The sequence below is a fragment of the Streptomyces sp. NPDC048392 genome, from assembly GCF_043200575.1.
In the GTDB taxonomy this organism is placed as follows: Bacteria; Actinomycetota; Actinomycetes; order Streptomycetales; family Streptomycetaceae; genus Streptomyces.
In genome coordinates, this window is record NZ_JBICYB010000010.1 from 76,451 (window position 1) to 101,304 (window position 24,854).

21 protein-coding genes, 1 tRNA gene and 2 pseudogenes are annotated in these 24,854 nt (G+C 72.9%); 11 read left to right on the forward strand and 13 right to left on the reverse strand.

Translation table 11 applies throughout. The annotated features are described in order from the left end of the window. The first annotated feature begins 87 nt into the window (after nt 1-87). A complete protein-coding gene (locus ACGFYH_RS16415; RefSeq protein ID WP_393803803.1) occupies nt 88-885 on the forward strand; it encodes an N-formylglutamate amidohydrolase in 798 nt (265 codons plus the stop codon). Between the two features lie 253 nt (nt 886-1,138). On the opposite strand, the gene ACGFYH_RS16420 is transcribed toward ACGFYH_RS16415, so the two are convergent. From ACGFYH_RS16420 to ACGFYH_RS16430, 3 genes are all read right to left on the reverse strand, one after another. Further along, nucleotides 1,139-1,705 carry a hypothetical protein gene (locus ACGFYH_RS16420; protein WP_393803804.1) on the reverse strand — a complete coding sequence of 189 codons (567 nt, stop codon included), beginning with the start codon at nt 1,703-1,705 and terminating at the stop codon, nt 1,139-1,141. Continuing rightward, entirely contained in the window at nt 1,702-2,277 is a 576-nt protein-coding gene (locus ACGFYH_RS16425; RefSeq protein ID WP_393803805.1) for an RNA polymerase sigma factor, read from the reverse strand. The genes ACGFYH_RS16420 and ACGFYH_RS16425 overlap by 4 nt, the downstream gene beginning before the upstream one ends. A 71-nt stretch (nt 2,278-2,348) precedes the next feature. After that, a complete protein-coding gene (locus ACGFYH_RS16430; RefSeq protein WP_393803806.1) occupies nt 2,349-3,782 on the reverse strand; it encodes a S8/S53 family peptidase in 1,434 nt (477 codons plus the stop codon). A gap of 194 nt (nt 3,783-3,976) precedes the next feature. Here ACGFYH_RS16430 and ACGFYH_RS16435 point away from each other — a divergent pair, with 194 nt between their 5' ends. After that, nucleotides 3,977-6,673 (forward strand): CHAT domain-containing protein, encoded by a 2,697-nt coding sequence (locus ACGFYH_RS16435; protein ID WP_393803903.1) that lies wholly within the window; start codon nt 3,977-3,979, stop codon nt 6,671-6,673. A 28-nt stretch (nt 6,674-6,701) separates the two neighbouring features. Here ACGFYH_RS16435 and ACGFYH_RS16440 read toward each other — a convergent pair whose 3' ends face one another. Beyond that, entirely contained in the window at nt 6,702-8,504 is a 1,803-nt protein-coding gene (locus ACGFYH_RS16440) for a LuxR C-terminal-related transcriptional regulator (protein WP_393803807.1), read from the reverse strand. Nucleotides 8,505-8,600: 96 nt separating this feature from the next. On the opposite strand from ACGFYH_RS16440, the gene ACGFYH_RS16445 reads away from it, so the two are divergent. Next, a complete protein-coding gene (locus ACGFYH_RS16445) occupies nt 8,601-9,680 on the forward strand; it encodes a hypothetical protein (RefSeq protein ID WP_393803808.1) in 1,080 nt (359 codons plus the stop codon). 471 nt (nt 9,681-10,151) lie between these two features. Here the strand turns inward: ACGFYH_RS16445 and ACGFYH_RS16450 are convergent, their stop codons facing one another. Both ACGFYH_RS16450 and ACGFYH_RS16455 read right to left on the reverse strand, forming a co-directional pair. Continuing rightward, nucleotides 10,152-10,313, reverse strand: a complete 162-nt coding sequence (locus tag ACGFYH_RS16450; RefSeq protein WP_393803809.1) for a hypothetical protein — start codon at nt 10,311-10,313, stop codon at nt 10,152-10,154. After that, a complete protein-coding gene (locus tag ACGFYH_RS16455; protein ID WP_356408850.1) occupies nt 10,310-10,726 on the reverse strand; it encodes an ATP-binding protein in 417 nt (138 codons plus the stop codon). The genes ACGFYH_RS16450 and ACGFYH_RS16455 overlap by 4 nt, the downstream gene beginning before the upstream one ends. A 151-nt stretch (nt 10,727-10,877) precedes the next feature. Here ACGFYH_RS16455 and ACGFYH_RS16460 point away from each other — a divergent pair, with 151 nt between their 5' ends. Then, nucleotides 10,878-12,128: a helix-turn-helix domain-containing protein gene (locus tag ACGFYH_RS16460; protein WP_393803810.1), complete on the forward strand. Its 1,251-nt coding sequence runs from the start codon at nt 10,878-10,880 to the stop codon at nt 12,126-12,128. 505 nt (nt 12,129-12,633) lie between these two features. On the opposite strand, the gene ACGFYH_RS16465 is transcribed toward ACGFYH_RS16460, so the two are convergent. Next, nucleotides 12,634-12,707: transfer RNA gene (locus tag ACGFYH_RS16465), tRNA-Pro, on the reverse strand. Between the two features lie 199 nt (nt 12,708-12,906). On the opposite strand from ACGFYH_RS16465, the gene ACGFYH_RS16470 reads away from it, so the two are divergent. The 3 genes from ACGFYH_RS16470 to ACGFYH_RS16480 all read left to right on the forward strand — a co-directional run bounded on the left by ACGFYH_RS16470 (nt 12,907) and on the right by ACGFYH_RS16480 (nt 15,337). Continuing rightward, nucleotides 12,907-13,290 carry a cupin domain-containing protein gene (locus ACGFYH_RS16470; RefSeq protein WP_393803811.1) on the forward strand — a complete coding sequence of 128 codons (384 nt, stop codon included), beginning with the start codon at nt 12,907-12,909 and terminating at the stop codon, nt 13,288-13,290. A gap of 61 nt (nt 13,291-13,351) precedes the next feature. Then, the gene (locus ACGFYH_RS16475) at nt 13,352-14,515 is read left to right on the forward strand and encodes a Gfo/Idh/MocA family protein (protein ID WP_393803812.1); all 1,164 of its coding nucleotides are present in this window, start codon (nt 13,352-13,354) and stop codon (nt 14,513-14,515) included. A 150-nt stretch (nt 14,516-14,665) separates the two neighbouring features. Then, nucleotides 14,666-15,337, forward strand: coding sequence for a hypothetical protein (locus tag ACGFYH_RS16480; RefSeq protein ID WP_393803904.1), 672 nt, complete (start codon nt 14,666-14,668; stop codon nt 15,335-15,337). Here ACGFYH_RS16480 and ACGFYH_RS16485 read toward each other — a convergent pair. Continuing rightward, nucleotides 15,307-16,338: a LacI family DNA-binding transcriptional regulator gene (locus tag ACGFYH_RS16485; protein ID WP_393803813.1), complete on the reverse strand. Its 1,032-nt coding sequence runs from the start codon at nt 16,336-16,338 to the stop codon at nt 15,307-15,309. The genes ACGFYH_RS16480 and ACGFYH_RS16485 overlap by 31 nt on opposite strands. A 128-nt stretch (nt 16,339-16,466) precedes the next feature. Here ACGFYH_RS16485 and ACGFYH_RS16490 point away from each other — a divergent pair, with 128 nt between their 5' ends. The 3 genes and pseudogenes from ACGFYH_RS16490 (at nt 16,467) to ACGFYH_RS16500 (ending at nt 19,084) form a co-directional block, all read left to right on the forward strand. Next, nucleotides 16,467-17,639, forward strand: coding sequence for a phytanoyl-CoA dioxygenase family protein (locus tag ACGFYH_RS16490; protein WP_393803814.1), 1,173 nt, complete (start codon nt 16,467-16,469; stop codon nt 17,637-17,639). Then, a pseudogene (locus ACGFYH_RS16495) lies at nt 17,636-17,935 on the forward strand (SDR family NAD(P)-dependent oxidoreductase); the annotation flags it as partial. The gene ACGFYH_RS16490 and the pseudogene ACGFYH_RS16495, both read left to right, overlap by 4 nt. Before the next feature lie 144 nt (nt 17,936-18,079). Beyond that, nucleotides 18,080-19,084 carry a Gfo/Idh/MocA family oxidoreductase gene (locus ACGFYH_RS16500; protein ID WP_393803905.1) on the forward strand — a complete coding sequence of 335 codons (1,005 nt, stop codon included), beginning with the start codon at nt 18,080-18,082 and terminating at the stop codon, nt 19,082-19,084. A gap of 30 nt (nt 19,085-19,114) precedes the next feature. On the opposite strand, the pseudogene ACGFYH_RS16505 reads toward ACGFYH_RS16500, so the two are convergent. The 5 genes and pseudogenes from ACGFYH_RS16505 to ACGFYH_RS16525 form a co-directional block, all read right to left on the reverse strand. Further along, nucleotides 19,115-19,492: pseudogene (locus ACGFYH_RS16505) on the reverse strand (VOC family protein). A gap of 171 nt (nt 19,493-19,663) precedes the next feature. Next, nucleotides 19,664-20,566: a sugar phosphate isomerase/epimerase family protein gene (locus ACGFYH_RS16510; protein WP_393803815.1), complete on the reverse strand. Its 903-nt coding sequence runs from the start codon at nt 20,564-20,566 to the stop codon at nt 19,664-19,666. Between the two features lie 2 nt (nt 20,567-20,568). Next, nucleotides 20,569-21,540, reverse strand: a complete 972-nt coding sequence (locus ACGFYH_RS16515) for an ATP-binding cassette domain-containing protein (RefSeq protein WP_393803816.1) — start codon at nt 21,538-21,540, stop codon at nt 20,569-20,571. Between the two features lie 7 nt (nt 21,541-21,547). Continuing rightward, nucleotides 21,548-22,624 carry an ABC transporter permease gene (locus tag ACGFYH_RS16520; protein WP_393803817.1) on the reverse strand — a complete coding sequence of 359 codons (1,077 nt, stop codon included), beginning with the start codon at nt 22,622-22,624 and terminating at the stop codon, nt 21,548-21,550. Next, nucleotides 22,624-23,646, reverse strand: coding sequence for a sugar ABC transporter substrate-binding protein (locus ACGFYH_RS16525; protein ID WP_393803818.1), 1,023 nt, complete (start codon nt 23,644-23,646; stop codon nt 22,624-22,626). Before ACGFYH_RS16525 ends, ACGFYH_RS16520 begins: the two co-directional genes overlap by 1 nt. A gap of 236 nt (nt 23,647-23,882) precedes the next feature. Here ACGFYH_RS16525 and iolC point away from each other — a divergent pair, with 236 nt between their 5' ends. Beyond that, a complete protein-coding gene (gene iolC / locus ACGFYH_RS16530; protein ID WP_393803819.1) occupies nt 23,883-24,845 on the forward strand; it encodes a 5-dehydro-2-deoxygluconokinase in 963 nt (320 codons plus the stop codon). The last annotated feature ends 9 nt before the right edge of the window (nt 24,846-24,854 follow it).

A 24,854-nucleotide genomic window follows, 5' to 3' on the forward strand; every position in this document is an offset into this window, starting at 1 on the left:
GCCCCGCACGTCCCACGGGCACCCCGCCTCCGTCCCGGCGGAGGCGGGGTGCCCGTCTGTCGATTCCCACGCCTTCGGAGCGCCCGTATGACCGGCACCACCGCCGCCTTCGCCCTCCTCCCGGGCGCCGCCGCGTCGCCGGTGATCCTGCACGTGCCGCACTCCTCCCGGCGGATACCCGCCGACGTGCGTCCCGGCATCGTCCTGGGGGAGGCGGAGCTGGAACGGGAGCTGGACCACATGACCGACTCGCACACGGCGGAGATCGCCGAGCGGGCCTCCGCACTGGCCGGTCTCACACCCTGGCGGTTCGTGAACCGGGCGTCGCGGCTGGTGGTCGACCCTGAGCGGTTTCCGGACGAGCGGGAGGAGATGACGGCCGTCGGGATGGGTGCCGTGTACACGCGGACGTCGCACCGCGAGGTGCTGCGGTCGGACGGCACCGACCCGGAACCGCTGATCGAGCGCTACTTCCGTCCCTACGCGCGGGCGATGACCGAGGCGGTCGCAGGCCGGCTCGCGGTCACCGGCCGGGCCGTGATCATCGACGTGCACTCCTACCCGAGTGAGCCCCTGCCCTACGAGCTGCACGGCGAAGGCCCGCGCCCGCCCGTCTGCCTGGGCACCGACGGCTTCCACACACCGCCCGAGCTGCTCGCGGCTGCCCGGGCGGCCTTCGCCCCGTGCGGCGGGACCGGCCTGGACAGTCCGTTCGGAGGGGCGTACGTGCCGCTGGACTTCTACGGGAAGCGGAGCGAGGTCGGCGCGCTGATGGTGGAGATCCGCCGGGACACCTACATGACGGAGCCGGGCGGCCCGGCCGGCCCGGGCCTGCCCCGGCTCGCCGCGTCGCTGGCGGCGCTCGTGGACGCCGTGTCCGCCTGACCGTCGGCCCGGCCCCGCGCTCCGTTCCCCACCCGCACCCGGCGTTCCCCCACCCGCACCCGGCCCCGGCGACGGGCGCCGCTTGCGCACGGATGCCGTGCCCGCCCGGACGAGGGCCGAGCTCCTCGTCGACACGCTGCTGGAGCGGCCGCCGGGACCGCGGCTCGTGGTCCCCGCCGATCAGGTGGCCTGGCGCCGCAAGACCGTGATCAGGGGTCCGCGCGCCCTGCCCTGCACCTGGTGGACGACATGTTCAGGCGCGCAGCCACTCCGTCACGACCACCTCCCGGCCGGTCCGCAGCCGCAGCGCGAACGGGCCGGCGGGTGGTGCCTCGCCGGTGAAGCGGCCCATGTCGTCGGCAGTCAGACGCGCAGGGGCCAACGGGCCGCTCAGCACCTCGATCCCGGCCGGCCCCGGCGGCAGCACCTGCCCGATCAGACCACCCGCGGTCACCTCGACGTCGACGGTCGTCTCGTCCGTGCGGAAGGTCAGCATGCGTGGCGGGTCCGTCTCTCCCCTGACCGGGATGGCGTCGACCAGCGAGTCGAAGGTCAGCTCGGCGACCCGGGCGTCCATGTCGTGCAGGACGAAGGCGTCGACGGCGATCCGCCGCAGCTCGGCCGGGACCGGGTCCAGGATCGCGGCGGCCTGGCGAAGTTCCTCCTCCAGGACACCGGCGTCCAGCTCCGCGTCCGTGAAAGAGCCTTCGCCCGGCTCTCCCTGTGAGCCTTCGTAATCGCCGTGATCGCCAGACTCGCCGTGATCGCCGGACTCGCCGTAATCGCCGGACTCGCCGTATCCGTCGTTCAGATCGCTCATCGTGTCCCCCGTGCCTCCAGCCGGGCCCGCAGCCGGCGCAGACAGCGCTGGCGCATCGGCCCGATGCTGCCCACCGCGATGCCCAGCGCGGCGGACACCTCCTGATAACTGGGCGGTGGCGAGGAGATCAGCACTCGCAGCAACCGGCGGCACCGCTCGCCCAGTTCCTCGAACTCCTGCCACAGCAGCCGTACGCGCTCGGTCTGCGCGGCGGCCTCCTCGGAGTCGAGCACCGACTCCTCCGGCGTACGGTCCTCGCTCGGCCGGTCGAGCAGCTGCGGATCGTCGGTCGGCGTCCACCGCCTCGACGCCTTGAGCAGCTTCAGGCACTCGTGGCGTGCCGTGCTCGCCAGCCAGGAGCCGGTCTTCTCCGGTTCGCGGATCCGCCCCAGGTGCTGGGCGAACCGGAACCAGGCGGTCTGGTACACCTCGTGCGCGTCGGCGTCGGACAGCCCGTGCGACCGCACGACGGACCACACGAGCGGGCCGAGCCCGTCCACCAGTGACTTCCAGGCCGCCGCGTCCCCGTCGGCCGCCGACTGGACGAGCGCCCCGACATCTGCACGGTCCACGGTCCCACCCCTCGTGTACGACCTGCCATCGTACGCCGTGGAGTGGGTGGTTCCGACCGGCATCGGGCCGCTCACGACCCGTCGGCCGACGGGTCGACGGGGACCGGGCGCCAGGTGGGCGGCAGCAGCGCGGGCACGTGAGCTCCGCGCACCTCCGCGTACTCGGTGCCGGCCGCGAGCAGTTGCCTGCCGGCCTCGCGCGGATCGGTCTCCTTGCGCGCCGTCATGTGGGAGGCGACGAGGCCCGCGGCCACGGGGGCGGCGAAGGAGGTGCCGCTCCACTGCGCGTGCCCTTCGAACATCACCTGGTCCGGCTTGGCGGGTGCCTCGCCCGGCTCGCTCAGTACCCCGCTGTGCCGGGGGTACTGGCAGGTGCAGGTGTAGGTGAAGCCGAACCGGCAGGCGTCGTAGGTGGAGTGCTGGTAGACGTACGGCACGGGCGCCGCGAAGCCCGTGAGGGCGCCGGTGAGGCGCTCGCCGGGGGCGTAGGCCCTGACCCAGCCGCCGTGGTTGCTGAAGCAGGCGCCGAACTCGCCGTCGGAGCGCAGCGCGCCGACCGACAGTACGGAGTTCTCCCAGCCGGGGACGGTAGCGTAGGCGGCGGGCCAGAAGGGGGTGGCGCTGGCGTTGTTGCCCGCGGCGGCGACCAGCAGGGTGCGCTGGCCGCGGAGTTCCTCCATGAAGGCGTGGACGCCGAGCAGGCCGTCGGTGCGGCCGTTGGAGGTACCGGCGGAGAGGCTGAGGACCTCCGGCCAGCCGCCTCGGTCGACTGCCTCGAAGAGCTTCTCGCCCAGCTCGGACTCCAGGATCGCGCCCGCGTCGTTGAGCGTGTTGCGGACGGTCACCTCGGTGTTGGGCGCGACGGCGGCGACGAGCCCGGCGATGAAGGTGCCGTGCCCGACGTACTGCTGGAGGACGCCGTCGTCGTCGCACTCCCTGATCTGGGCGTCGCCCCCGGTGTGGGCCAGCAGCGGGTAGGACCGGTAGTCGTGCATGAGGCCGGTGTCGATGACGAGGACGCCGACGGCGGTCGCGGCGTCGTACGGGGTCGTGGCGGCGGCCGGGTTCGGCGGCTCGCTCGCCGGGACGGGCACGGGCTCGTCGCCGGGGCAGGCGTTGACGGCGATGGAGACGACGTGGTTGCGGCTGATCAGCCGGCGGCCCGCGCGGCCCTCCGCCGTCCTGAGCGAACGCAGGGCGTGGGCGACGGTGGGGTCGCCGTCGCGGACACCCTCGCCGGGGTCGGCGACCTGGATGCGGGTGATGCCGGTGCGGTTGGACTCGGGGCCCGCCCGGCGTACGTGGTCCGGGGCCAGACCGGCCATCGTGGTGAAGTGGTCGCGCACGGTGTCCTCGACGAGGCGGGCCTCCTCGCCGTCGCGGGCGAGGACGACGCCCTTCTCGTAGAAGAACTCGGCGGAGTCGTCCGGGCCCATCGCCAGCGGGACGTCCGGCATCGAGCGCTGGATCTGGTCGAACTGCTCACGGAATCGCTGTGGTGCCATGGCTTGTCCTCCACTGAGGCGGCGGCGGTGACGACGGTCGTGGCCGTGGTCGTGTCCACGGTCGTGGCCGCGGTCGTCAATCAGAGTCCCGGGGTGGCCGATTGATACAGACTCGAACCTGTGTGGCGTGGTTGCGGAGCACTAGCATCCCTGGGGTGACGGCGCGAGACGACCCGGTTTTCCAACTGCTGCCGATGGTGTTCGCCGCCCCGGGCGAAGCGCTGACGCGGGCGGAGGAGTTGCTGGGTGCGGACCCCTCGCCGCTGCACGCCTCGATCGCCCATCAGGTGATCGGCATCTGGCAGCGGGACTTCGGCGACACCCGGCGGGCCCTGGCCCATCTGCGGCGGGCGCGTGTTCTGGCGGCCCGCGCCGACTCGGCCGAACGGGAGGCGGACGTACTGGCCACGCTGGGGGTGGCGCTGGTGCACACCGGCCGTACCCGGGAGGGGCTGGCCGCGTTCGAGCGGGGCGTGGCGCGTGGAAGCGGACACACGCGCGCGCGGGTGCTGTACCGGCGGGCGTACGTGTGGTGGGTGCTGGGCCGGCACGGCGAGGCGCTGGAGGACGTAAGGCGGGCGATCCCGGTGCTGCGGCAGGCGGACGACGTGATCTGGACGGCGCGGGCGCTGACGCTGCGGGCGACCGTGCATCTGGCGCTGGGCTCGGTGGAGCGGGCGGACGCGGACTTCACCGCGGCCGAGGCGCTGTGGGACACCACGGGCCAGGAGCACGACAAGGCCGACGCGGTGGAGAGCCGGGGGCTCGCGGCGTTCCGGTCGGGTGACGTGCCGGCGGCGCTCAGGCTGCTGGACGAGGCGGAGGAGCGGTACGCGAAGCTGGGCACGCCGACGTTCATGCTCACCATCCGGCGCTGCGAGGTGCTGATGGCGGCGGGGCTGGCCACCGAGGCGCTGACCGAGGCGGACGGGGCGATCGCGGCGCTGGACGGGATCGGCGGGCAGTCCACCCGCAAGGCGGAGCTGCTGCTGGTGGCCGCGCGGGCGGCCCGGCTGGCGGGCGAGCCGCAGACCGCGCTCGCACGCGCGGCCGTCGCCGTCCGGCTGTTCGCCGGGCAGCGGCGCACCTGGTACGAGACGCACGCCCGGCTGGTGCTGATCGAGGCGCGGGTCGCCACGGGGCGCGGGTCGGGCCGGCTGGTCGCGGACGCGGCGGCGGTGGCGGAGCGACTGGCGGCCTTCGGGGCGCCGGCCGCGCCGGAGGCTTCCCTGCTGGCGGGCCGCATCGCGCTGGATCTCGGCTGGACGGCGGACGCCGAACGGCACCTGGCGGTGGCCGCCCGCAGCCGTCACAACGGGCCGCCGCTGGCGCGGATGACGGGCTGGGCCGCACAGGCGCTGCGGGCGCGGGCGGCCGGTTCGGCGCGGGGTGTGCTGGAGGCCTGCCGGCGCGGTCTGGACGTCCTCGACGACCACCGGATGACGCTGGGCGCCTCGGAGCTGCGGGCCCGGGCCACCGCGCAGGGCGCGGAGCTGGCGGCGCTGGCGCAGCGGGCGTCCCTGGTCTCGGGCGGGCCGCGGCGGCTGCTGGGCTGGAGCGAGCGCTGGCGGGCGACGGTGCTGTCGGCGCCGCCGACCCGGCCGCCCGCAGATCCGGTGCTGCTGAGCACCATGACGGCGTTCCGGGAGCTCGCCGCCCGCGCGGACGAGGCCCGCACCGACGGTGGCCGGCCCGTTCCCGCCCTGGAGCGCGAACAGCGGCGCCTGGAACGGGAGATCCGCTCCCGCACCCTGCACATGCGCGGTGAGGCGCCCGGTGACGGCGACCGGTTCGACGTGGGCCGGCTGCTGCGGCGGCTGGGCGACGGCGTACGGCTGGTGGAGCTGGCGGTGCTCGACGGGCGCGTGCACGTGCTGCTGTGCGGGCAGGGACGGGTGCGGCGGTTCGAGGCCGGGCTGGTGGCCGAGGCGGAGCGGGAGGCGGAGCACGTACAGGCCGGTCTGCGGCGGCTGGCCCATCCCGGGGCCGAGGCGCGGCTGCCGCTGGTGGAGGCGGCGGGCGCCCGCCTTCAGCGACTGCTGCTGGGGCCCGCCGCTGCACATCTGGGCTCCGGTCCGGTCGTCGTGGTCCCGCCTGGCCGGCTGCACCGGGTGCCGTGGGCCCTGTTGCCCGCGCTGCGTGAACGGGTCCTGAGCGTGTCGCCGTCGGCGAGCAGCTGGCTGCGGGCGGGGGACACCGCTCCCCCGCCCGGCGGGGGCCAGGTCCTCGTCCGCGGCCCCGGACTGGCCAGCGGCGGCGCGGAGGTACCCGAGCTCTCCGAACGGTACGGCGGGCCGCGCGCGCCGGGGGACTGCGGGGCCCGCCGGGAGGACGGCGGGGGCGGACGAACGCGTTCCGGCGGCGACCGCCACGGGCTCCGGACCGTGCCGGAAGGCGGTGTCGTCGCCGGGCGCGGCGGACCGACCGTGCTGGAGGGGGACGACGCGCGGGTGCCGCGGGTGTTGCGGGAACTGGACGGGGCCGCGCTGGCGCACATCGCGGCGCACGGGACCTTCCGCGCGGACAGCCCCTTGTTCTCGTCGCTGCGGATGGCGGACGGTCCGCTCATCGTGCACGACTTCGAGCGGCTGGACCGCAGTCCGTACCGGATCATCCTGCCCTGCTGCGACACCGCCCGCTTCGCGTCGGTCGGCGCCGACGAGCTGCTCGGCCTGGTCACCGCGCTGCTGCCGCTGGGCACGGCCGGGGTGGTGGCGTGCACCGCGCCGGTCAACGACGCCGCGGTGGTGCCGCTGATGCTGGCGCTGCACAAGGGGCTGGACGCGGGTCTGTCCCTGGCGGAGGCGCTGCGCGACGCGCGGGCCGCGCTGCCGGGCGACGCGGCGCACCGGGCGACCGGGTGGGCGTTCTCGGCGTTCGGGGCGGCCTGAGAGGGCGCGGGCCCGGACGGGCCGGAACTCAGGCCGGTTGGGGCTCGGGCAGTTCCATCAGCCAGGGCAGGGCGCCGCGGTCGCCCGCGCCGAGGCGGGTGTAGGCGCCGTAGAGGTGGTTGCCGACGGTGCGGACGGAGAGGGTGAGCCGCTCCGCGATCTGGCGGTTGCTCAGGCCCGCCGCGGCGAGCGTGACGATCTGCCGTTGCCGGGCGGTGAGTTCGCCGAGCACCAGGCCGGACAGGGCAGGTGTGCGGGCGCCCTGGCAGCGCCGGGCGAGGGCGACGGCGCGGGTCCGGGCGGTGCGGGCGGCACGCGGGTCGCGGTGGGCGCGTACCGCCTGGGCGTTCGCCTCGGCCGCGAACAGCAGGAACCCGCGCCGCTCCAGCTCCTCGGCCGCCCGGTCGAGAGCCGGTCCGTCCGCGCGCGCGAGGGCGTCGGCGTGTGCGGCGAAGACACCGGTCAGGCGGCCGGCCGCCCGCTCGGGTGCACCGAGCCGGACGGCGTCGTACGGATCACCCGCGGCGGCCATCCGGGCCGCCTCGTCGAGGTCGCCGCGCGCGGCGGCGGACCAGGCGGCCCAGGTGCCCGGCGCCCGCTCGCCGCCCTGCGGCACGTCGCCCGACTGTGCGAGTGCCAGGGCGAGTTCCCCGAGGCAGGACAGGTCGTCGTGGCTGGTCCGCAGGCCCTCGCGGGCCCAGGCCGCGGCGTCGCGCAGCCGGCCGCGCAGCCGGGCGAACCGGGCCCGCAGGGCCGCGTACCGGGCCGGCAGCGGTGCCCCCTCGGCCGCCAGCCACTCCCCCACGGGCGTCTCCATCGTCCGTACGTCGGCCCGCTCGATGCGCAGGGCGAGGGCGGCCAGCTCGGCCTCCAGGGCGGGGCCGCACCGGTCCGGGGTGCGGGCCAGGCGCCGGGCACGCAGCCGGCCCGCGGCGGCGCGCAGGACCGGGCCGTGCAGGGGGTGCGCGAGACGGGCGGCACCGTGGTCGTCGACGGTGACCAGGCCCTCGGCCTCCAACCGTTCCAGGATGCGCACGTCGGGGGCGTCCGGGTCCAGGGGCAGGGGCTCGGCGAAGGCGAGCCGTTCGAGGGTCTCGCGCTCCTCGGTGCGGGTGCGGTCGAGGGCCGGGGCGGTGCGCTCCCGTACGGTCGCGGTGACCGGTACCGGTCCCCGCCACGCCCGGTGGTCCGTGTCCGGCACCGGTACGAGCAGTCCCTGCTCGCGCACGGCGGTCAGCAGTTCGCGCAGCAGCCGCAGGTCTCCGCGGCTCAGGCGGTGCAGCCGGTCGACGGTGAGGGGGTCCAGGCCGGTGTCCGAGCCCGCCGTGAGGAGTTCGGCGGTCTCCTCGCGGGGCAGCGGTTCCAGGGTCAGACGCGGCAGCAGCTCCCCGGACCACAGCCGGGACACCGCGCCCGGCACGCGGGTTCCGTCGGTGGTGACGACCAGCAGTCGGGTGCGGCCGTGCACGGCGAGCTGGTGCACGAGTGCGGCGGACGCGTCGTCGAGCAGGTGGGCGTCGTCGACCAGCAGCAGCCGCACGCCGGACAGGAGTCGTACCGCCCGGTGCAGGGTGACGGTCCCGGGCAGCAGTTGGGCGAAGGCGGCGAAGGGGATGTCGCGGGTCTCGGGCGTCCCGGCGGCCCGGGCACAGTCCGTGCCGCGCACGGCCTCCGTCACGAGCCTGGTCTTGCCCGAGCCGGCCGGCCCCGTCACCACGAGGCCGGTCCGCCCGGCGGTCACGGACCCGCGCACCAGCGCGAGTTCGTCCGCCCGCCCGGTGAACGGCCAGGGGGTTTCCAGCGTCTTCGCGTCCCGCGGAGTAGTCGTCACGGCAACAGGAGTCGGCTTACTCAGCCCTGATACAGGGTGACTTGAGTATCCCCCGACTCAGGCGCCGGTACCGGGCCGGACGGCACCCTGATGACCATGACCGCACGCTACTGCTCGCTCGCGCAGCAGCCTGCCCCCGTGCTCGCACCGGGGCTGGCCGCCGAGCGCGTCGCCGCGCTCGTCGGCGGGCAGCGGATGTGGGTCAACGGCACCGTGCTGCACTACTGCTTCCTCGGCGGCGACACCGACACCTCGGTGGTGCCGATGCCGGGCACCGGACGGCCGCGGCGGGGTTCGTGGGTGGGGACCGAAGAGCAGCGGGACGTGGTGCGCGAGTGTTTCCGGGAATGGCTCGGCCTCGGCATCGGGCTCGGCCTCGTGGAGGTCCGCGACCGTTCGGAGGCGGAGCTGCGCATCGGCTTCCAGCCCGGCGACGGCTCCTGGTCGGCGGTGGGCAAGGACGCGCTCGGGGTCGGTCTGAACGACCGCACGATGAACTTCGGCTGGGACCTGACCGCGCAGGGTGAGCGTGCGACGGCCCTGCACCAGATCGGGCACGCGCTCGGCATGCTGCACGAGCACCAGAGCCCGTTCGCCGGCATCCTCTGGGACGACGAGGCCGTCTACACCGAGCTGGCGGGCCCGCCGAACCACTGGAGCCGGGAGCGCACCTTCCACAACATCCTGCGCAAGCTCGACGGCGACGAGGCCAACGGCCGGGTCTGGGACCCGCAGTCGATCATGGAGTATCCCTTCCCGTCGGGGCTGATCCTGGAGCCCGAGCACTACCGCTCCGGCCTGCACCCGCCCGGGACCCTTTCCGCCGCCGACAAGGAGTTCGCCCTGCGCTGGTACCCGCCCACCGGCCGGCCTGGTCCGCTGGTGCCGTTCCGCTCGGTGCCGCTGGGCCTCGGGCCCGGCGAGCAGGCCGACTTCCGAGTGGACCCGCCGGAGACCCGCGAGTACACCGTGGGCACCTTCGGCGAAAGTGACGCCGTCGTCGTCGTCTTCGAGGAGCGGGACGGCGTACCCCGCTACCTCGCCGGACTGGACGACGGGGGAACACCCCGCAACGCCGCCATCAGGGCCCGTTTCGTCAAGGGCCGCCGCTATGCCGTCCGGGTGCGCCTGTACTCCTCGTGGGGTGCGGGCGAGACGGCGGTCATGTACTGGTGACCGCGCGGCTCCCCAGCACCCGGGCGCCGTGGCCACGGACCGGCGCCGGGGGCCGGCCGCGGAACGTCTCCTTCGGGGGAGGGCAGACGTTCCGCGGCACATGCCGTGTCCGCCGCGAGGGGGCGGCGGACACGGCGACTTCCGTAGGTCCCGTGCCGTGGGGCGGGACGGCCCGACGCCGGGCCGGCACATCGCCCGTACGGAAAAGGGCCTCCGCGAGCTTCCGCCCGCGAAGACCCTTCGCAACCGTCGGGACGACAGGATTTGAACCTGCGACCCCTTGACCCCCAGTGAACGAAACACAGTCCAGGGGGGTCCGTGAGATCCAGGAAGAGCGGAAACGTCCAGGTCAGCGTCACAATTCCAGGTCAGTCCGTGCAGTTCGTGAGACCTGTGTGAGACGACCGTGAGACGACGAAGCCCCGGCTCGGTCGAGTTCACCGGCCGGGGTTTCGCCGCGCCTTGGGACGGTCAGTTCTGCTCGTCGTCCTCGGCCTCTCTGCCGACGGCGGGCGGCCAGGGTTCAGCAGGGGCCGTACTGATCCGCAGGGATCCGTCCGTGCCGAACAGCTCGATCAACTGCGACAGATGAGTACGGGCCGCACTGCGGCCGGGGGCCTCTCCCGTGGTCACCCGCGCCCCTCCAGGTCCGCCCACACGATCTTGCCCCAGCGCCGCTCGTCCGTGCCCCAGTCGGCGGCCAGCGCCGCCACGAGACGCAGACCACGCCCACCCTCGTTGTTGTCGTCGGCTTCGCGCTGCACCGGCCGCGCCCGGGAGAGGTCCGCGACGCCGACACGCACCCGCGCGGCGCCGGGGCGGTCGATGACGACCCGGATGGACTCCCGCCGGGCGTGCTGCACGGCGTTGGCCACCAACTCGGAGACGATCAGCGCCCCATCCTCGGCCAATGCGTCCAGCCCCCAGACAGCACAGGCGGTACGAAGCAGGCGCCGCGCGGTGGCTGCGCTCTCGGGCTGCCTCGGCAGGATTTCGCTGTACCCGGGGTGCCCGGTCTGGCGGGCCCGGGTTGTAGGTTGCGGCATGTCGGTCTGCTTCCTTCAGATCGGCCGGCCCCGGGGCCGTTCACGCGGTCGCCGGGGCGCTTCGCGTTCAGGTAACCGGGGTGCGTGACCATGCGGAGGAGCCAACCAGGGGGCCAGGGAGGGGCCACACTAGATACGGAAGGGGGCCACCATGAGCGACACCACCGAGCGACGCCGCGAGTTCGGCGCCTACCTCGCCGGTCTGCGGCGGCACTCCGGCCGCTCGCAGCGGCAGTTCGCCGCCGTGCTGTGCGCCGTGTCGGGCGCCCAGTCGATCACGCGGAACGAGGTCTCCCGGTGGGAGCGCGGGGAACGCGTCCCGGACGTGTGGCTGCCCACCTTCGCCCAGGTGCTCGGCGTGCCGCTGCGTGAGCTGGAGCAGGCCGCCGCGTACGCCCGGGGGGACAGTCAGGCTACCCTTCCCGGGGTCGCGGCCACCCTCCCGGACCTGCTGCCCGACGGGGACGTGCTGGAGCCCCTGGCGACCCCCCGTGGCCGTCGAATCGGCGCCACCACCGTGGACGGTCTGGCGGCTCGCGTCCACGGCCTCCGGCTCGCGGACGATGTGCTGTCCGGCGGTGACCTGATCGCCCCCGCCTTCCGGGAGCTGCGCGCCGCCGTCCGCCTGTACCGCGAGTGCGGGCACTCCGAGGAGACGGGGCGCGGCCTGCTCGTGCAGATTGGGGAGTTGGGTCAGATCGCCGGATGGATCGCCTCGGACGCCGGTCGGGGTGAGGACGCGGAGCACGCGTACCGACTCGGGCTCTCGGCCGCCCGTCAGGCCGGGGACGCGCCGCTGGTGGCACAGCTCGCGGGCAGCCTCGCCTACCACCTGACGAACAGCGGCCGGGAACGGGAGGGCCTAAAACTGGCGAAGGCAGCCGTCGCCGAGGCCGGGCCGGACGCTCCGGCCACAACCCGCGCCCTGTTCCTGGACCGCGTGGCGTGGGCGCATACACGTGCCGGGGAGGCTCAACCGGCCCTGCGGGCGCTCGGGGAGGCTCACGCCGCCCTGGACGCCACGGGCGGACCTACCGCGCCGACGTGGGCCTACTGGGTGAACCGCGAGGAGCTGGAGGTCATGGACGCCCGGGTGTTCACCGAGCTGCGCCGCCCGCTGCGCGCGGTGCCGCTGCTCCGGGACGTGCTGGGACGCTACGACGCCACGCACGCCCGGGAGGTCGCGCTGTACCGGTCGTGGCTGGCCGTGGCCCTGGCCGACGCGAACGAACCCGAGCAGGCCGCCGAAGAGGCCCGCCGCGTCATCGACACGTCCGGCGATCTTTCCTCGGAGCGCACGGCGGAGCGGGCCCGGGCGGTCCTCCACCGGCTGAAGGCCTACGAGGACGTGCCCGAGGCGCGCGAAGTGCTGGCCGACTATGGGCACTTGTTGCTCGCTTAGGGGTACGCCACTCGTTTCCGGGGCGGTAAAGCTAAGGGCCTTCAGCGAAGGCGCTGAGAAAAGAGGAACTTTGTCCGATCAGTGACGCCACTACGCCTGCCATACGAGCCGGATGACTACTTGTGCACATGGAATATCCCCGACGGAAAGGGTGGCAGCACCGAACTCCCAGGCCAATTGGCAGTACTCCCGAACCGTGCACCAAAGGGTTCCGTATATGGCCGCCTTCCACTGAATCATGACGAGCCCCAAAAAGGAGTGTTCTCCTTCTCTTTCCCGCAGGTTGTAGAAGCTCCAGTCCTATCAGGAACCTTGGCCCACGGCGAACCCTCCTTCGTGGGACGCAGGGCGATGACGGTCCGCAGCTCGTTGACCGGCCGGCCGGTCTCCCGCGCCACAGCCTCGAAGGTGTCCAGGGAGTCGCGGACGATCTCCGCGTTGTACTGCTCGTCCGTAAACGTTCAAGAGGGGCCCCGGAGGGCCCCTCTGATCTGCGACGTTTCCGTCGGGACGACAGGATTTGAACCTGCGACCCCTTGACCCCCAGTCAAGTGCGCTACCAAGCTGCGCCACGTCCCGGTGCGCGATCCGGGTTCGCCGTGATCGCGCCGGTCAAGCCTACCCCATCCCCGTGGCGGGGCGGAGACGCCGGTCGGCGGCGCCTGGAGGAGGGCCGCCGCCGGACAGGGGGCCGTGGGGCGGGTCGCCGCCGAGCGCGGCGCGCAGCCGGCCGCTGTTCGTAGTCGTCGTAGGTGCCGGGTAGGCAATGTCCTGTCCGTTGACCGCCCGTCAGGCCCAGGTAGTCCGTGAAGAAGGCGACGACCGGATCGTGTCCGGCGCCCCCGAGGTGACCGGCCGGGTGGTCCGGGAGTCGCCGGACGGCCGCCAGGTGCGGGGCATCTGGCAGATGACGCCGGGCGTGGTCACCGACACCGAGGCGGACGAGGTGTTCGTCGTGCTCGGCGGCTCGGCCACCATCGAGGTGGCGGGCGGTCCGACCCTCAAGGTCGGACCGGGCGACCTGGCCGTACTGCGCGAGGGCGACCGCACGACGTGGACGGTGCACGAGACGCTGCGCAAGGCGTTCGCGGTCGACCTCGGACAGCGCATACCCGTCGTCCCGGCCGCCCCGGGTGTTTGTCCTGTCAAAAGGTTGACATGATGCCGACGTCCTGCCCAGGGTGGCCTGGACAGATCACGGACAGGTCCGAAGAGGGGCTCTCATGGTCGACGCACTCGGTGTCGCCGTCGTCGGTTTCGGCTGGATGGGCCGGGTGCACACCCAGGCGTACGCCCGCGTCCGGCACCACTATCCGCACCTGGCGCTGCGTCCGGAGCTGGTGACGGTCGCCGAGGAGGTACCGGGGCGGGCCGAGGAGGCGGCCGCGCAGTTCGGGTTCGCCTCGACGACCCGGAACTGGCGCGACGTGGCCGCCGATCCGCGCGTACGGGCGGTCAGCATCACCGCGCCGAACTTCCTGCACCGCGAGATCGCCGTCACGATGGCCGAGGCGGGCAAGCACATCTGGATCGAGAAGCCGGTCGGGCTGACCGCCGGGGACACCCGCGCGGTCGCGGACGCGGTGGCCAGGGCAGGGGTCCAGGGCGCCGTCGGTTTCAACTACCGCAACGCGCCCGCCGTCGAGGCCGCCCGCGACCTGATCGCCGCCGGGGAGATCGGCGCCGTCACGCATGTGCGCATCCGTCTCTTCAGCGACTACGCGGCCCATCCCGAGGGCGCCCTGACGTGGCGGTTCGAACGCGAGCGCGGCGGCAGCGGGGTACTGGGCGACCTGGCCTCGCACGGCGCCGACCTGGCCCGCTTCCTGCTCGGCGAGATCGCTTCCCTGACCGCCGACACGGCGATCTTCCTGGCCGAGCGGGCTCGCCCCACCGCGGCCACGGCGGGTCACTCCCGGGCCGCGGGCGGCGAGCCGGGCCCGGTCGAGAACGAGGACTACGTCAACTGCCTGCTGCGCTTCGCCTCCGGCGCCCGCGGCGTGCTGGAGGCCTGCCGGGTCTCGGTCGGCGAGCAGAACAACTACGGTTTCGAGGTGCACGGCACCAGGGGCGCGGTGTTCTGGGACTTCCGCCGCATGAACGAACTGGGTGTCAGCCGCGGCACGGCCTACCAGGACCAGCCCGTCAGCACCGTCCATGTGGGCCCCGAGCACGGCGAGTTCGCCGCCTTCCAGCCGGGTGCCGCGAACGCCATGGGATACGACGACCTGAAGGTGGTGGAGGCCTACCGCTTCCTGCGCTCGATCGCGGAGGGCACCCCGCACGGCGCCACCCTGCCGGACGCGGTCCACAGCGCGGCCGTCCTGGAGGCCATGGCACGGTCGGCGGGCAGCGGCGCCTGGGCCGAGGTCCGGCAGGAGGGGTGACGGAAGGCGCCGACGGGAGTGTCGGTGGCACCACCCCCGTTCCGGGCCCCAGGCCCAGGGACGCCGGGCCCCCGGGACGGCAGGCTCTCGGCATCGGCGAACACGCCGACGACAGGCCCCTCCACGCCGCTCGGGGAGTCACCCATGAACGTGAACGAGACCCTCGTCCGGCGGCTGACCGGCGGCGCGGGCATCGCCGCCGCTGCCGCCCTCATCGTCGAAGTCCCGCTGTACTTCGTCTACTCGGGCCCGCCGCCGGACTCGAACGTCCTGGCCCGGTTGCTGATCGGGATCGTGGCGCTCGCCTTCCTCGTCGTGTTCGTGACGGCCTTCCGGGAGTTGGTCGGGCGGGTGAGCCCGGCCCATGAGTGGGTCGGCTCCCTCGCCTTCGCCACCGGGCTGGTCTACGCGACCATCACCCTGGTCTCACACGGCCTGGAGGCCGGCGCGGTCATCGCCACCGACCACCCGATCGACCCGACCATCGACGTCAGCGGCACGTACATCCTCTACGGCTCGATCTCGCGGCTGATGCTCGCTTGCTTCCTCACGGCCGTGGGGTACGCCGTCTCCCGAACCCGCCTGCTGCCGCGCTGGACCGGCCGGTCGGCGTACGCCCTCGCCGTCGTCAACCTGGCCTTCGTACCGTCGCTGTTCTTCGGCAACACCCCCGCCGACTTCTACGCGGCGAACGGCTGGGGCACGACCGCCCTGATGGGCGCCGTCCTCAGCTACTGGCTGCTGGCCCTGGGCATCTGCGCCTACCGCAGCGCGGCCCGTCCCGCCGTCGGTCAGCGCGCCGGCGCGGGCGGCATGTTGTAGGGCGTGACCACCTGGATCGCGGACGGCGGTGTCGGGCCCGCGGGCGGCAGCGCGCGGTGGGCCCGCATCACCAGCCGGCAGGCCTCCAGCACGTCGTGCCGCAGGTCGTGATGGAGCACGGCGGACAGCCGGTGCTCGCGCAGCAGGCGGGTGTTGTCCTGGTCGAGGTCGTGCGCGACGAAGACCGCGCAGGGGTGGCCGAGGTCGTCGAAGGCCCGCAGGGCGGCGATGTTGCCACCACCGATCGAGTAGACCGCACGAATGTCCGGGTCGCGCTCCAGCGCGGTCCGGACCAGCTCGTACTGGGTGGCGTCCAGGCCCTGGCCCTCGGCGACCCCGACGAGCCGGCGCTGCGGGTACCGGGCGCGCATGACACTCCGGAAGCCCATCTCGCGCTCCTCCTCGTTGCGGAAGAAGCCGCTGCTCAGGCTGGTGAGGACGTGGCCGGGCCGGTCACCGAGCCACTGGCCCACGAGGTAGGCGGCGGTCGCGCCCGCCGCGCGGTTGTCGATGCCGACGTAACCGATCCGGGCACTGGCGGGCAGGTCGGTCACCAGGGTCACGACGGGCACGCCCGCGGCGGTCAGCCGGTCCACCGCGGCGGCCACCTCCGGGACGTCCGGCGCCTTGAGGATCACCCCCTGCGAGCCGCGCCGGGCGATCCGGTCCAGTACGGCGGTCAGTTCCCCGGCCGGGCCGGTCTCCCGGAAGTGGAAGCGGGAGCGCACGACGGCGGGATGCAGGGAGGGCAGCTCGGCCTCCAGCGCGGCGCGTACGGCGGTGGAGAAGCGGTCCGGGGTCTGCATCACGATGTCGATCATGAAGGTCCGGCCGACCAGCCGGACCTGGGTGCGCTGCCGGTCCAGGTCGGCGATGGCCCGGCGTACCTCGTCCGCGGTGCTCCCCCGCACCCCGCCGCGCCCGTTGAGCACCCGGTCGACCGTGGCCTCGCTCAGGCCCGCCTGACGTGCGATCTCCCTGATGGGGAAGGGGTGGCCCATCACCGGCTCCTCGGGTAGACCTGGGGTGCGGCCTGAGGGGTTTTTGATGGCCGCCTGCTGGTTGTTCGCCGCGTTTGTCAGGACAACAATGACAGCACCGCGTGGCCCCTGTCACCGAAAGGACGACGATGTCCTCCACTCCCGTCCCCGCCCACCGCACCTGGCTCTCCGAACGGGACTGCGACCTCGACGCCTTCCGTGCGCTCGTCGAGCGCACCACCGACCCCGCCGCGTATCCGCGGGCCTCGGCCGTGGAGCGGAACGTGCCGGTCTACGACGCCGGACGGTTGCGCGACGACCGCGGGACGGCGGCCGAACTGGTCCACGCCCTCGGCGACGGCCCCGGCATCGTGGTCGTCGCGGGCGCGTTCCCGGACCCGGCGGTCGTCGACCGGGCCACCGCCGTCTTCGAGGCCCTGATCGCCGAGCAGCGTGCCTCGGGCACCGGCTCCGGCGACCACTTCGCCGCGCCCGGCGCCAACGACCGGGTGTGGAACGCGCTGGAGAAAGCGGCCCTGCACGACCCGGAGGCGTTCGCCGAGTACTACGCCAACGACACGCTCGCCCTGGTGGCCCGTGCCTGGCTCGGCCCCGGCTACCAGGTCACCTCCCAGATCAACGTGGTCAACCCGGGCGGCGCCGCCCAGACCGTGCACCGCGACTACCACCTCGGTTTCCTCTCGGGCGAGGCCGCCGCCGCCTACCCGGCGCACGTGCACCGCCTGTCCCCGGTGCTCACCCTCCAGGGCGCGGTCGCGCACCGTGACATGCCCGTGGAGTCGGGGCCCACGATGTACCTGCCGCACTCCCAGAAGTACGAGGCGGGCTACCTCGCCTGGCGGCTCCCCCGGTTCCGGGCCTACTTCGAGGCGCACCACGTCCAGTTGCCGCTGGCCAAGGGCGACGCGGTCTTCTTCAACCCCGCGCTGTTCCACGCGGCGGGCACCAACCGCTCCGCGGACATCCGCCGCATGGCCAACCTGCTGCAGATCTCCTCCGCGTTCGGCCGCGCCATGGAGACCGTGGACCGCGAGGCGGTGGTGAACGCCGTCTATCCCGTGCTGCTGAAGCGCAGGGCCGAGGGCGTGGACGCGCGGTGGCCGGCACACGTGATCGCCGCGAGCGCGGAGGGATATCCCTTCCCCACCGACCTCGACAGCGACCCGCCGGCAGACGGCCTGGCCCCGCCCTCCCAGGCGGACGTCGTACGGCGCGCGCTGCGCGAGGAGTGGACGCCCCGGGCGCTGGAGGCGGAGCTGCGGGCCGGTGCCGAGCGCCGGAGGAGCCGAGGGGCGCGATGACGCTTCTCGACGACAAGGCCGTCCTGGTCAGCGGCGGCAGTCAGGGCGTCGGGGCGGCGATCGCACGGGCCGCCGTCCGCGAAGGGGCGGCGGTGACCGTCACGGAGCGGGGTACCGGGCGCGGTGATGTCCTGGTCGCCGAGCTGACGGCGGCGGGCGGCACGGCACTGTTCGTACGGGCCGACCTCGCCGACGCCGAGCGGGCGAAGTCCTCCGTGCCCCGGGTGGCGGAGGCGTACGGCCGGGTCGACTGCCTGGTCAACTCGGCAGGACCCACCTCGCGCGGGACGCTCCTCGACACCACCCCGAACTGTCCGACTGGCACCAGAACGTGCTCGGCGGCCCGGACCGGCCCACTGCCCGCACGACCCGCACACCGCACAGCAGCGCACCGCACAGCACCGCACCGCACCGCACCGCAACCAAGGAGCAAGACCCTCATGCGCATCGGAATCCTCGGCCTCGGCCGCATCGGCGCCTTCCACGCCGAGACCCTCTCCGGACTCGACGCCGTCGACTCGCTGATCGTCGCCGACCCGGTCGCGGACGCCGCGAAGACGGCCGCCGGGCGGTTCGGCGCCGAAGTCGCGGACTCGCCCGAGGCGGTGCTGGCGGCGGGGGTGGACGGCGTGGTGATCGCGGCGGCGACCGACGCCCACCCGGACCTGATCCTCGCCGCGGTCGAGGCCGGCGTACCCGTCTTCTGCGAGAAGCCCGTCGCCCGCACCATGACGGAGGGCGTCGAGGTGCTCAAGGCGCTCGCGGGCCACGACGTGCCGGTGCAGATCGGCTACAACCGCCGCTTCGACGCCGGATTCGCCGCCGCCCGGGCCGCCGTGCGGGCCGGTGAGCTGGGCAGGCTGCACACCGTACGGTCGACCACGCTGGACCCGGCGCCGCCGCCCGCCGCCTACGTCGCCGCCTCCGGGGGCATCTTCCGCGACTGCTCGGTGCACGACTTCGACATCATCCGCTGGGTGACCGGCCGCGAGGTGGGCGAGGTGTACGCCGCCGGAGGCAACCGGGGCGCCGACTTCATCCGGGAGGCGGGTGACGCCGACACCACCGGCGCGGTGCTCACCCTGGACGACGGCACGATCGCCGTTGTCTCCAACAGCCGCCACAACGCCCGCGGTTACGACGTGCGCATGGAGATCCACGGCTTCGCGGACTCGATCGCCGTCGGCCTGGAGGACAAGCTCCCGCTGCGCTCGGTAGAGCCCGGCGCGACCTTCCCGGCCGGTGCCCCCCACGACTTCTTCATGGACCGCTTCGCCGCCGCCTACCGCGCCGAGCTGACCGCGTTCACCGAGGTCGTCGCGGGCGGCCGCCCCTCCCCCTGCACGATCGAGGACGCGCTGGAGGCGGGCTGGATCGCCGAGGCGTGCACTCTGTCGCTGCACGAGCACCGTCCGGTGACGATCGCGGAGGTACGGCGGGGCTGAGCGGGGCGTCCGGACCGGCGGGCTGCGGGGTCAGCTCGCCGGCCCGCCGATGTTCACCAGCCAGGAGATGCCGAACCGGTCCCTGCGCATGCCGAAGACCTCGCCCCGCAGAAGACGTCACCCCACATCTGCTGCTCCGGCGGCACGCCGACCGAGCCTTCGGCGGAGAGCTTCTCCCAGTAACCGCGCGGCTCGGTCTCGTCGTCGCCGCCGAGACGCACCGAGAAATCGTTCCCCGCGGGCGGCGCCCCGCCCCGGCGCCAGGTCGGAGCCCATCAGGGTGCGGCCGCCGGGGGTCTCCGGCATGCCGTGCGTGATCTGCTCGGCCTTCGGGCCGGCGGACATGCCGAACGAGCCGAAGGTGTTCAGCGACAGGGTGCCGCCGAACGCCTGCTCGTAGAACTCCATAGCCTGTCGGCCGTTGCCGCCGAAGCCGAGGTACGGATGGGGATCGCGAGGTCGTGACCGCCTACCGGGAACGGGACGAAGTGCCAGTGCTGGGCACGCCGGCGCGCACCACGGACAGGGGCCCGCCCAGCGGCGCACCGGCGGGACGCTTCCCCGCCCGAGCGGTGGGCGTCAGGCGCCGCAGGACCGCAGGAACTTCCGGGTGCGCACCGCGATCGGCAGCGGCTTGTCCGGCTCGCAGGGGTACATGTCCTGCTCGACGATGGCGAACAGGTCCACGTCCAGTTTCTGGGCCGCCGTGAGCACCGGGCCGAGGTCCGGCACACCGGCCGGCGGTTCGCACATCACGCCGCGCTGCACGGCCGGCCCGAACGGCACCCCGCCGGACCGCACCTCGGCGAGGATCTCGGGGTCGACCTGCTTGAGGTGGAGGTAGCCGACGCGTTCGCCGTAGGTCTCGATCAGCTTGACGCTGTCGCCGCCGCAGTAGGCGTAGTGGCCGGTGTCCAGGCAGAGGTTCACGAGGTCGGAGTCGGTGGCGTCGAGGAAGCGCTCGACGTGCTCCTCGGTGTCGATGTGGGTGTCGGCGTGCGGGTGGACGACGATGTCCAGGCCGTAGGTATCCCGCACCTCGTGGCCGAGGCGTTCCATGCCCCGGGTGAGGTGGGTCCACTGCTCGCCGGTCAGCTCCGGCGGCTCCAGGATCTCGGCGGTCTTGTCGTCGCGCCAGAAGGACGGGATGACCACGAGGTGCTTGGCGTCCATGGCCCGGGTGAGGGCGGCGACGCGGCTGACCTGTTCCCAGGTGGCGTCCCACTCGGAGGGGCCGCGGTGCAGCCCGCAGAAGATGGTGCCCGCGGAGACCTTGAGACCGCGCCGGGTCACCTCGTCGGTGAGCCGGGCCGGGTCGGTGGGGAGGTAGCCGTAGGGGCCCAGCTCGATCCAGTCGTAGCCGGCCTCGGTGACCTCGTCCAGGAACCGTTCCCACGGCACCTGCCGGGGGTCGTCCGGGAACCAGACGCCCCAGGAGTCGGGGGCCGAGCCGACGCGGATGCGGTCGAGGGCAGAGGGCATTCTCAGGCCTTCCCTTCGGCGGTGCCGGATGCGGTGGAGTCCGGCACGTTGGCGGGCGGAACGTCGGGCTTGGGCGCGGTGTCGGAGCCGGACTCGGCGGCGTCCGGCGCCTCGCCCGGGAGGGCCTCCACGTCGGCCCCGCCGGTGTGCGCCAGTTCGTGCTTGAGGGCGGCGAGTTCGGCGCCGCCGGCCATGTGGTTGGTGAGTTCGTCGAGGGTGATGTCGGCGCGGGCTGCGCTGAGTTCGAGGGTGCCCAGGCGCAGCACGCTGAAGTGGTCGCCGACCATGTAGGCGTGGTGGGGGTTGTGGGTGATGAAGATGACGCCGAGTCCGCGTTCGCGGGCGGCGGCGATGTACTTGAGGACCACGCCGGACTGCTTGACGCCGAGGGCGGCGGTGGGCTCGTCGAGGATCAGGACGCGGGCACCGAAGTAGACGGCGCGGGCGATGGCGACGCACTGGCGCTGGCCGCCGGAGAGGGTGCCGATGGGCTGTTCGAGGTCGTCCAGGACAATGCCCATGTTGCGCAGTTCCACGTCGGCGGTCCGCTTCATGCGGGCGATGTCGAGGCGGCGGACCGGCCAGGGGCCCTTGGTCATCTCGGAGCCGAGGAAGAAGTTCCGCCACACCGGCATCAGCGGGATGGTGGCGAGGTCCTGGTAGACCGTGGCGATCCCGCGGGCGAGGGCGTCGCGCGGGGTGGTGAAGCGCACGGAGTCGCCGTCGACGAGGAACTCGCCCTCGGTGTGCTGGTGCAGCCCGGAGATGATCTTGATGAGGGTGGACTTGCCCGCACCGTTGTCGCCGAGTACACAGGTCACCCGGCCGGGGTGGACGGCGAGATCGACGCCGTGCAGGGCGCGGATGTTGCCGTAGGCCTTGCCCGCGCCTCGCAGTTCGACGGTCGGCCGATCGGTCTCGGGCACGGTGTCCGCGGGGACGGCCCCGTGGGTGCCCGCTGTCCTGCTGGTCATTTTCCGGTCACCTCCGGGTCGCGGCGCGGCGGACGTACAGGTTGATGAGGACGGCGCCGAGGAGCATCACGCCGAGGAATGCCTTGAACCAGTCGGGGTTCCAGCCGGCGAAGACGATGCCCTGGTTCACCATGCCGAACATGAAGGCGCCGAAGACCGGGCCGATGGCGGAACCGTAACCGCCGGTGAGCAGACAGCCGCCGATCACCGCGGCGGCGATGTAGATCAGCTCCTGGCCGACGCCCTCGCCGGACTGCACGGTGTTGAAGGAGAACAGCTGGTGCATGCCGACGAACCAGGCGCCGAAGCCGACCAGCATGAACAGCGTGATCTTGGTGAAGGTGACGGGGACGCCGACGGCGCGGGCGGACATCCGGCTGCCGCCGACCGCGAAGATCCAGTTGCCGTACTTGGTGCGCAGCAGCACCCAGGTGGCCAGGGCGGCGAAGACGAGCCACCACACCACCGTGATCTTCACCTGGACGCCGCCGATGCCGAAGGACGAGGCGAAGAGTGCCTTGGCCTGCTCGAAGCCGTCCATGTCGCTGATGTCGTCGGTGGCGACGTTGCCGGTGACGAGCTTGGTGACGGCGAGGTTGACGCCCTGGAGGATCAGGAAGGTGCCGAGCGTCACGAGGAAGCTCGGCAGGCCGGTCTTCATCAGCACCCAGCCGTTGAACGCTCCGACGGCGAGCGAGACGACGAGGGCGACGACCACGCCCACCCAGACGTTCATGGTCAGCTGGTAGCTGAGCATGCTGGCGGTGAGCGCCGAGGTGACCACGGCGACACCGGCCGACAGGTCGAACTCTCCGCCGATCATCAGCAGGGCGACCGGCAGCGCCATGATGCCGATGGTGGACGACTGGTAGAGGACCGTCGCCATGGACCCGCCGTCGCGCAGCGAGGGGGCGGCGATCAGGAAGAAGACGAAGACGGCGACGGCGCCCACGAAGACCCCGACCTCGGGGCGGCCGAGCAGCCGCAGCGCAACGGAGCGCTGCCGCGTCCGCCCGTCGGTCTGCCCGGGGCCGGGGGCCGGCGGTGTCGTCACCGCCGGCCCGGCCTGTTGGGTCGTGCTCATCACCGGGTGCCCTTCGAGGCGAACTCGGCGACGGCCTTCACGTTGGACTTGTCGACGAAGGCCGGGCCGGTCAGCACCGGCTGCTCACCGCCGCCGCTGTAGTTGCCGTTGTTCTTGTAGAGCCACAGGCCGTCGACCGCGAGGTAGCCCTGGAGGTAGGGCTGCTGGTCGACGGCGAACTCGATGTCGCCCTTCTCGATGGCGCCGGTCAGCTCCTTGTTGAGGTCGAAGGTGGCGACCTCGGCCTTGCTGCCGGTCTCGTCCACCGACTGGACGGCGGTCATGGCGAAGGGGGCGCCCAGGGTGACGACATGGTCGATGTCGCTGTCCTGCTTCAGCTTGGCGGTGACCGTCGACTTCACCGACGGCTTGTCGGCGCCGTTGACGTAGAGGTTCTCCACCGAGCCCTCGAACGTCTTCTTCAGGCCGTCGCAGCGCTGGGTCAGGCCGACGTTGCCCTGTTCGTGGATCACGCAGAGGGCCTTCTTGGCACCCACCTCGTTGAGCTTCTTGCCGAACGCCTCACCCGCCACGCTCTCGTCCTGGCCGAAGAACTCCATCAGGCCGAGCTTCTTCCAGTCCGCCAGACCGGAGTTGAGCCCGACCACGGGTATCCCGGCCTTCTCCGCCTTGCCGAGGACGCTCCTGAGGGCGTCCGGCTTGGCGAGGGTGACGGCGATGCCGTCGACCTTCTGGTCGATCGCGTTCTGCACCAGGTTGGACTGGTTGCCCGCGTTCGGGTCGGCGGAGTAGACGAGCTTGATGTTGTCCTTGGCCGCGGCGGCCTCCGCGCCCTTGCGGACGATGTCCCAGAAGGTGTCGCCGGGTGCCTGGTGGGTGACCAGGGCGACGGTCATGCGGGGAGTGTTCGCCTTGCCCGCCGAGGCGCCCGGGTCACCCTCCTCGTCGGCCTTCTTCCCGCCCGAGCCGCTGGAGCAGCCGGCGAGGGTCAGGGCCGCGGCGGCGGCGAGGGCCACGGCGGGGGCGAATCTGCGGGAGCGGGCGTGCGAAGAGCGGTCCATCTTTCCTGCACCTCACTGTGCGACTGTGCGACGGGGGAGCCGTGTGCCAGACCGGAGAAGAACGGCTGTGGCGCTGGGACCGGATACAAGTCCTTGAGGCGCCCGCTGTCAATACTTTGTCAAGACATCATTTCACTCACAGGTCCGAATGTAAGTACAAAGTATTGACACGGTCGCCTCGGAGTCATACACCTGGGAGGCGGCAGGCCCCCCGCCCAGCCCGAGGAGCGTCGCACATGGCCGAGTCAGTCCAGCATTTCGATCTGATCACGATGGGTCGCATCGGGGTCGATCTCTATCCTCTGCAGACGGGCGTACCCCTGGCGCAGGTTGAGACCTTCGGCAAGTTTCTCGGCGGTTCGGCCTCCAACGTGGCGGTCGCCGCCGCCCGGCTCGGCCGCGCCACGGCCGTCATCACCCGCACGGGCGACGACCCGTTCGGCGGCTATCTGCACAGCGCCCTGAAGGAGTTCGGCGTCGACGACCGCTGGGTCACCCCGGTCGCCGCCCACCCGACCCCCGTCACATTCTGCGAGATCTTCCCGCCGGACGACTTCCCCCTGTACTTCTACCGCCGCCCCAAGGCACCGGACCTGGAGATCCACCCGCACGAACTCGACCTCGCCGCGATCCGCGCGGCCTCGATCTTCTGGATGACCGGCACCGGACTGAGCGAGGAACCGAGCCGCACGGCGACCCTGACCGCCCTCGCCCACCGCGCGAAGTCCGGCACCACTGTCTTCGACCTGGACTGGCGCCCCATGTTCTGGAGCGACCCGGACCAGGCCCGCCCGTACTACGCCGAGGCCCTGCGGCACGCGACCGTCGCGGTCGGCAACCTGGACGAGTGCGAGATCGCCACGGGCGTACGCGAACCCCGCGCCTGCGCCGAGGCCCTGCTGGCGGCCGGTGTGGAGCTGGCCGTCGTCAAGCAGGGCCCGAGGGGCGTCCTCGCCGTCCACCGCGACGGCCGGTCCACCGAGGTGCCGCCCGTGCCGGTCGAGGTGGTCAACGGCCTCGGCGCGGGCGACGCGTTCGGCGGTGCCCTGTGCCACGGTCTGCTCTCCGGCTGGGAGCTGGAGCGGATCATGCGGTACGCCAACGCGGCCGGCGCCCTCGTCGCCTCCCGCCTCGCCTGTTCCTCCGCGATGCCCACCGGGGCGGAGGTCGACGACCTCCTCGCGCGAGCCACTCCCTGAACGGAGCTT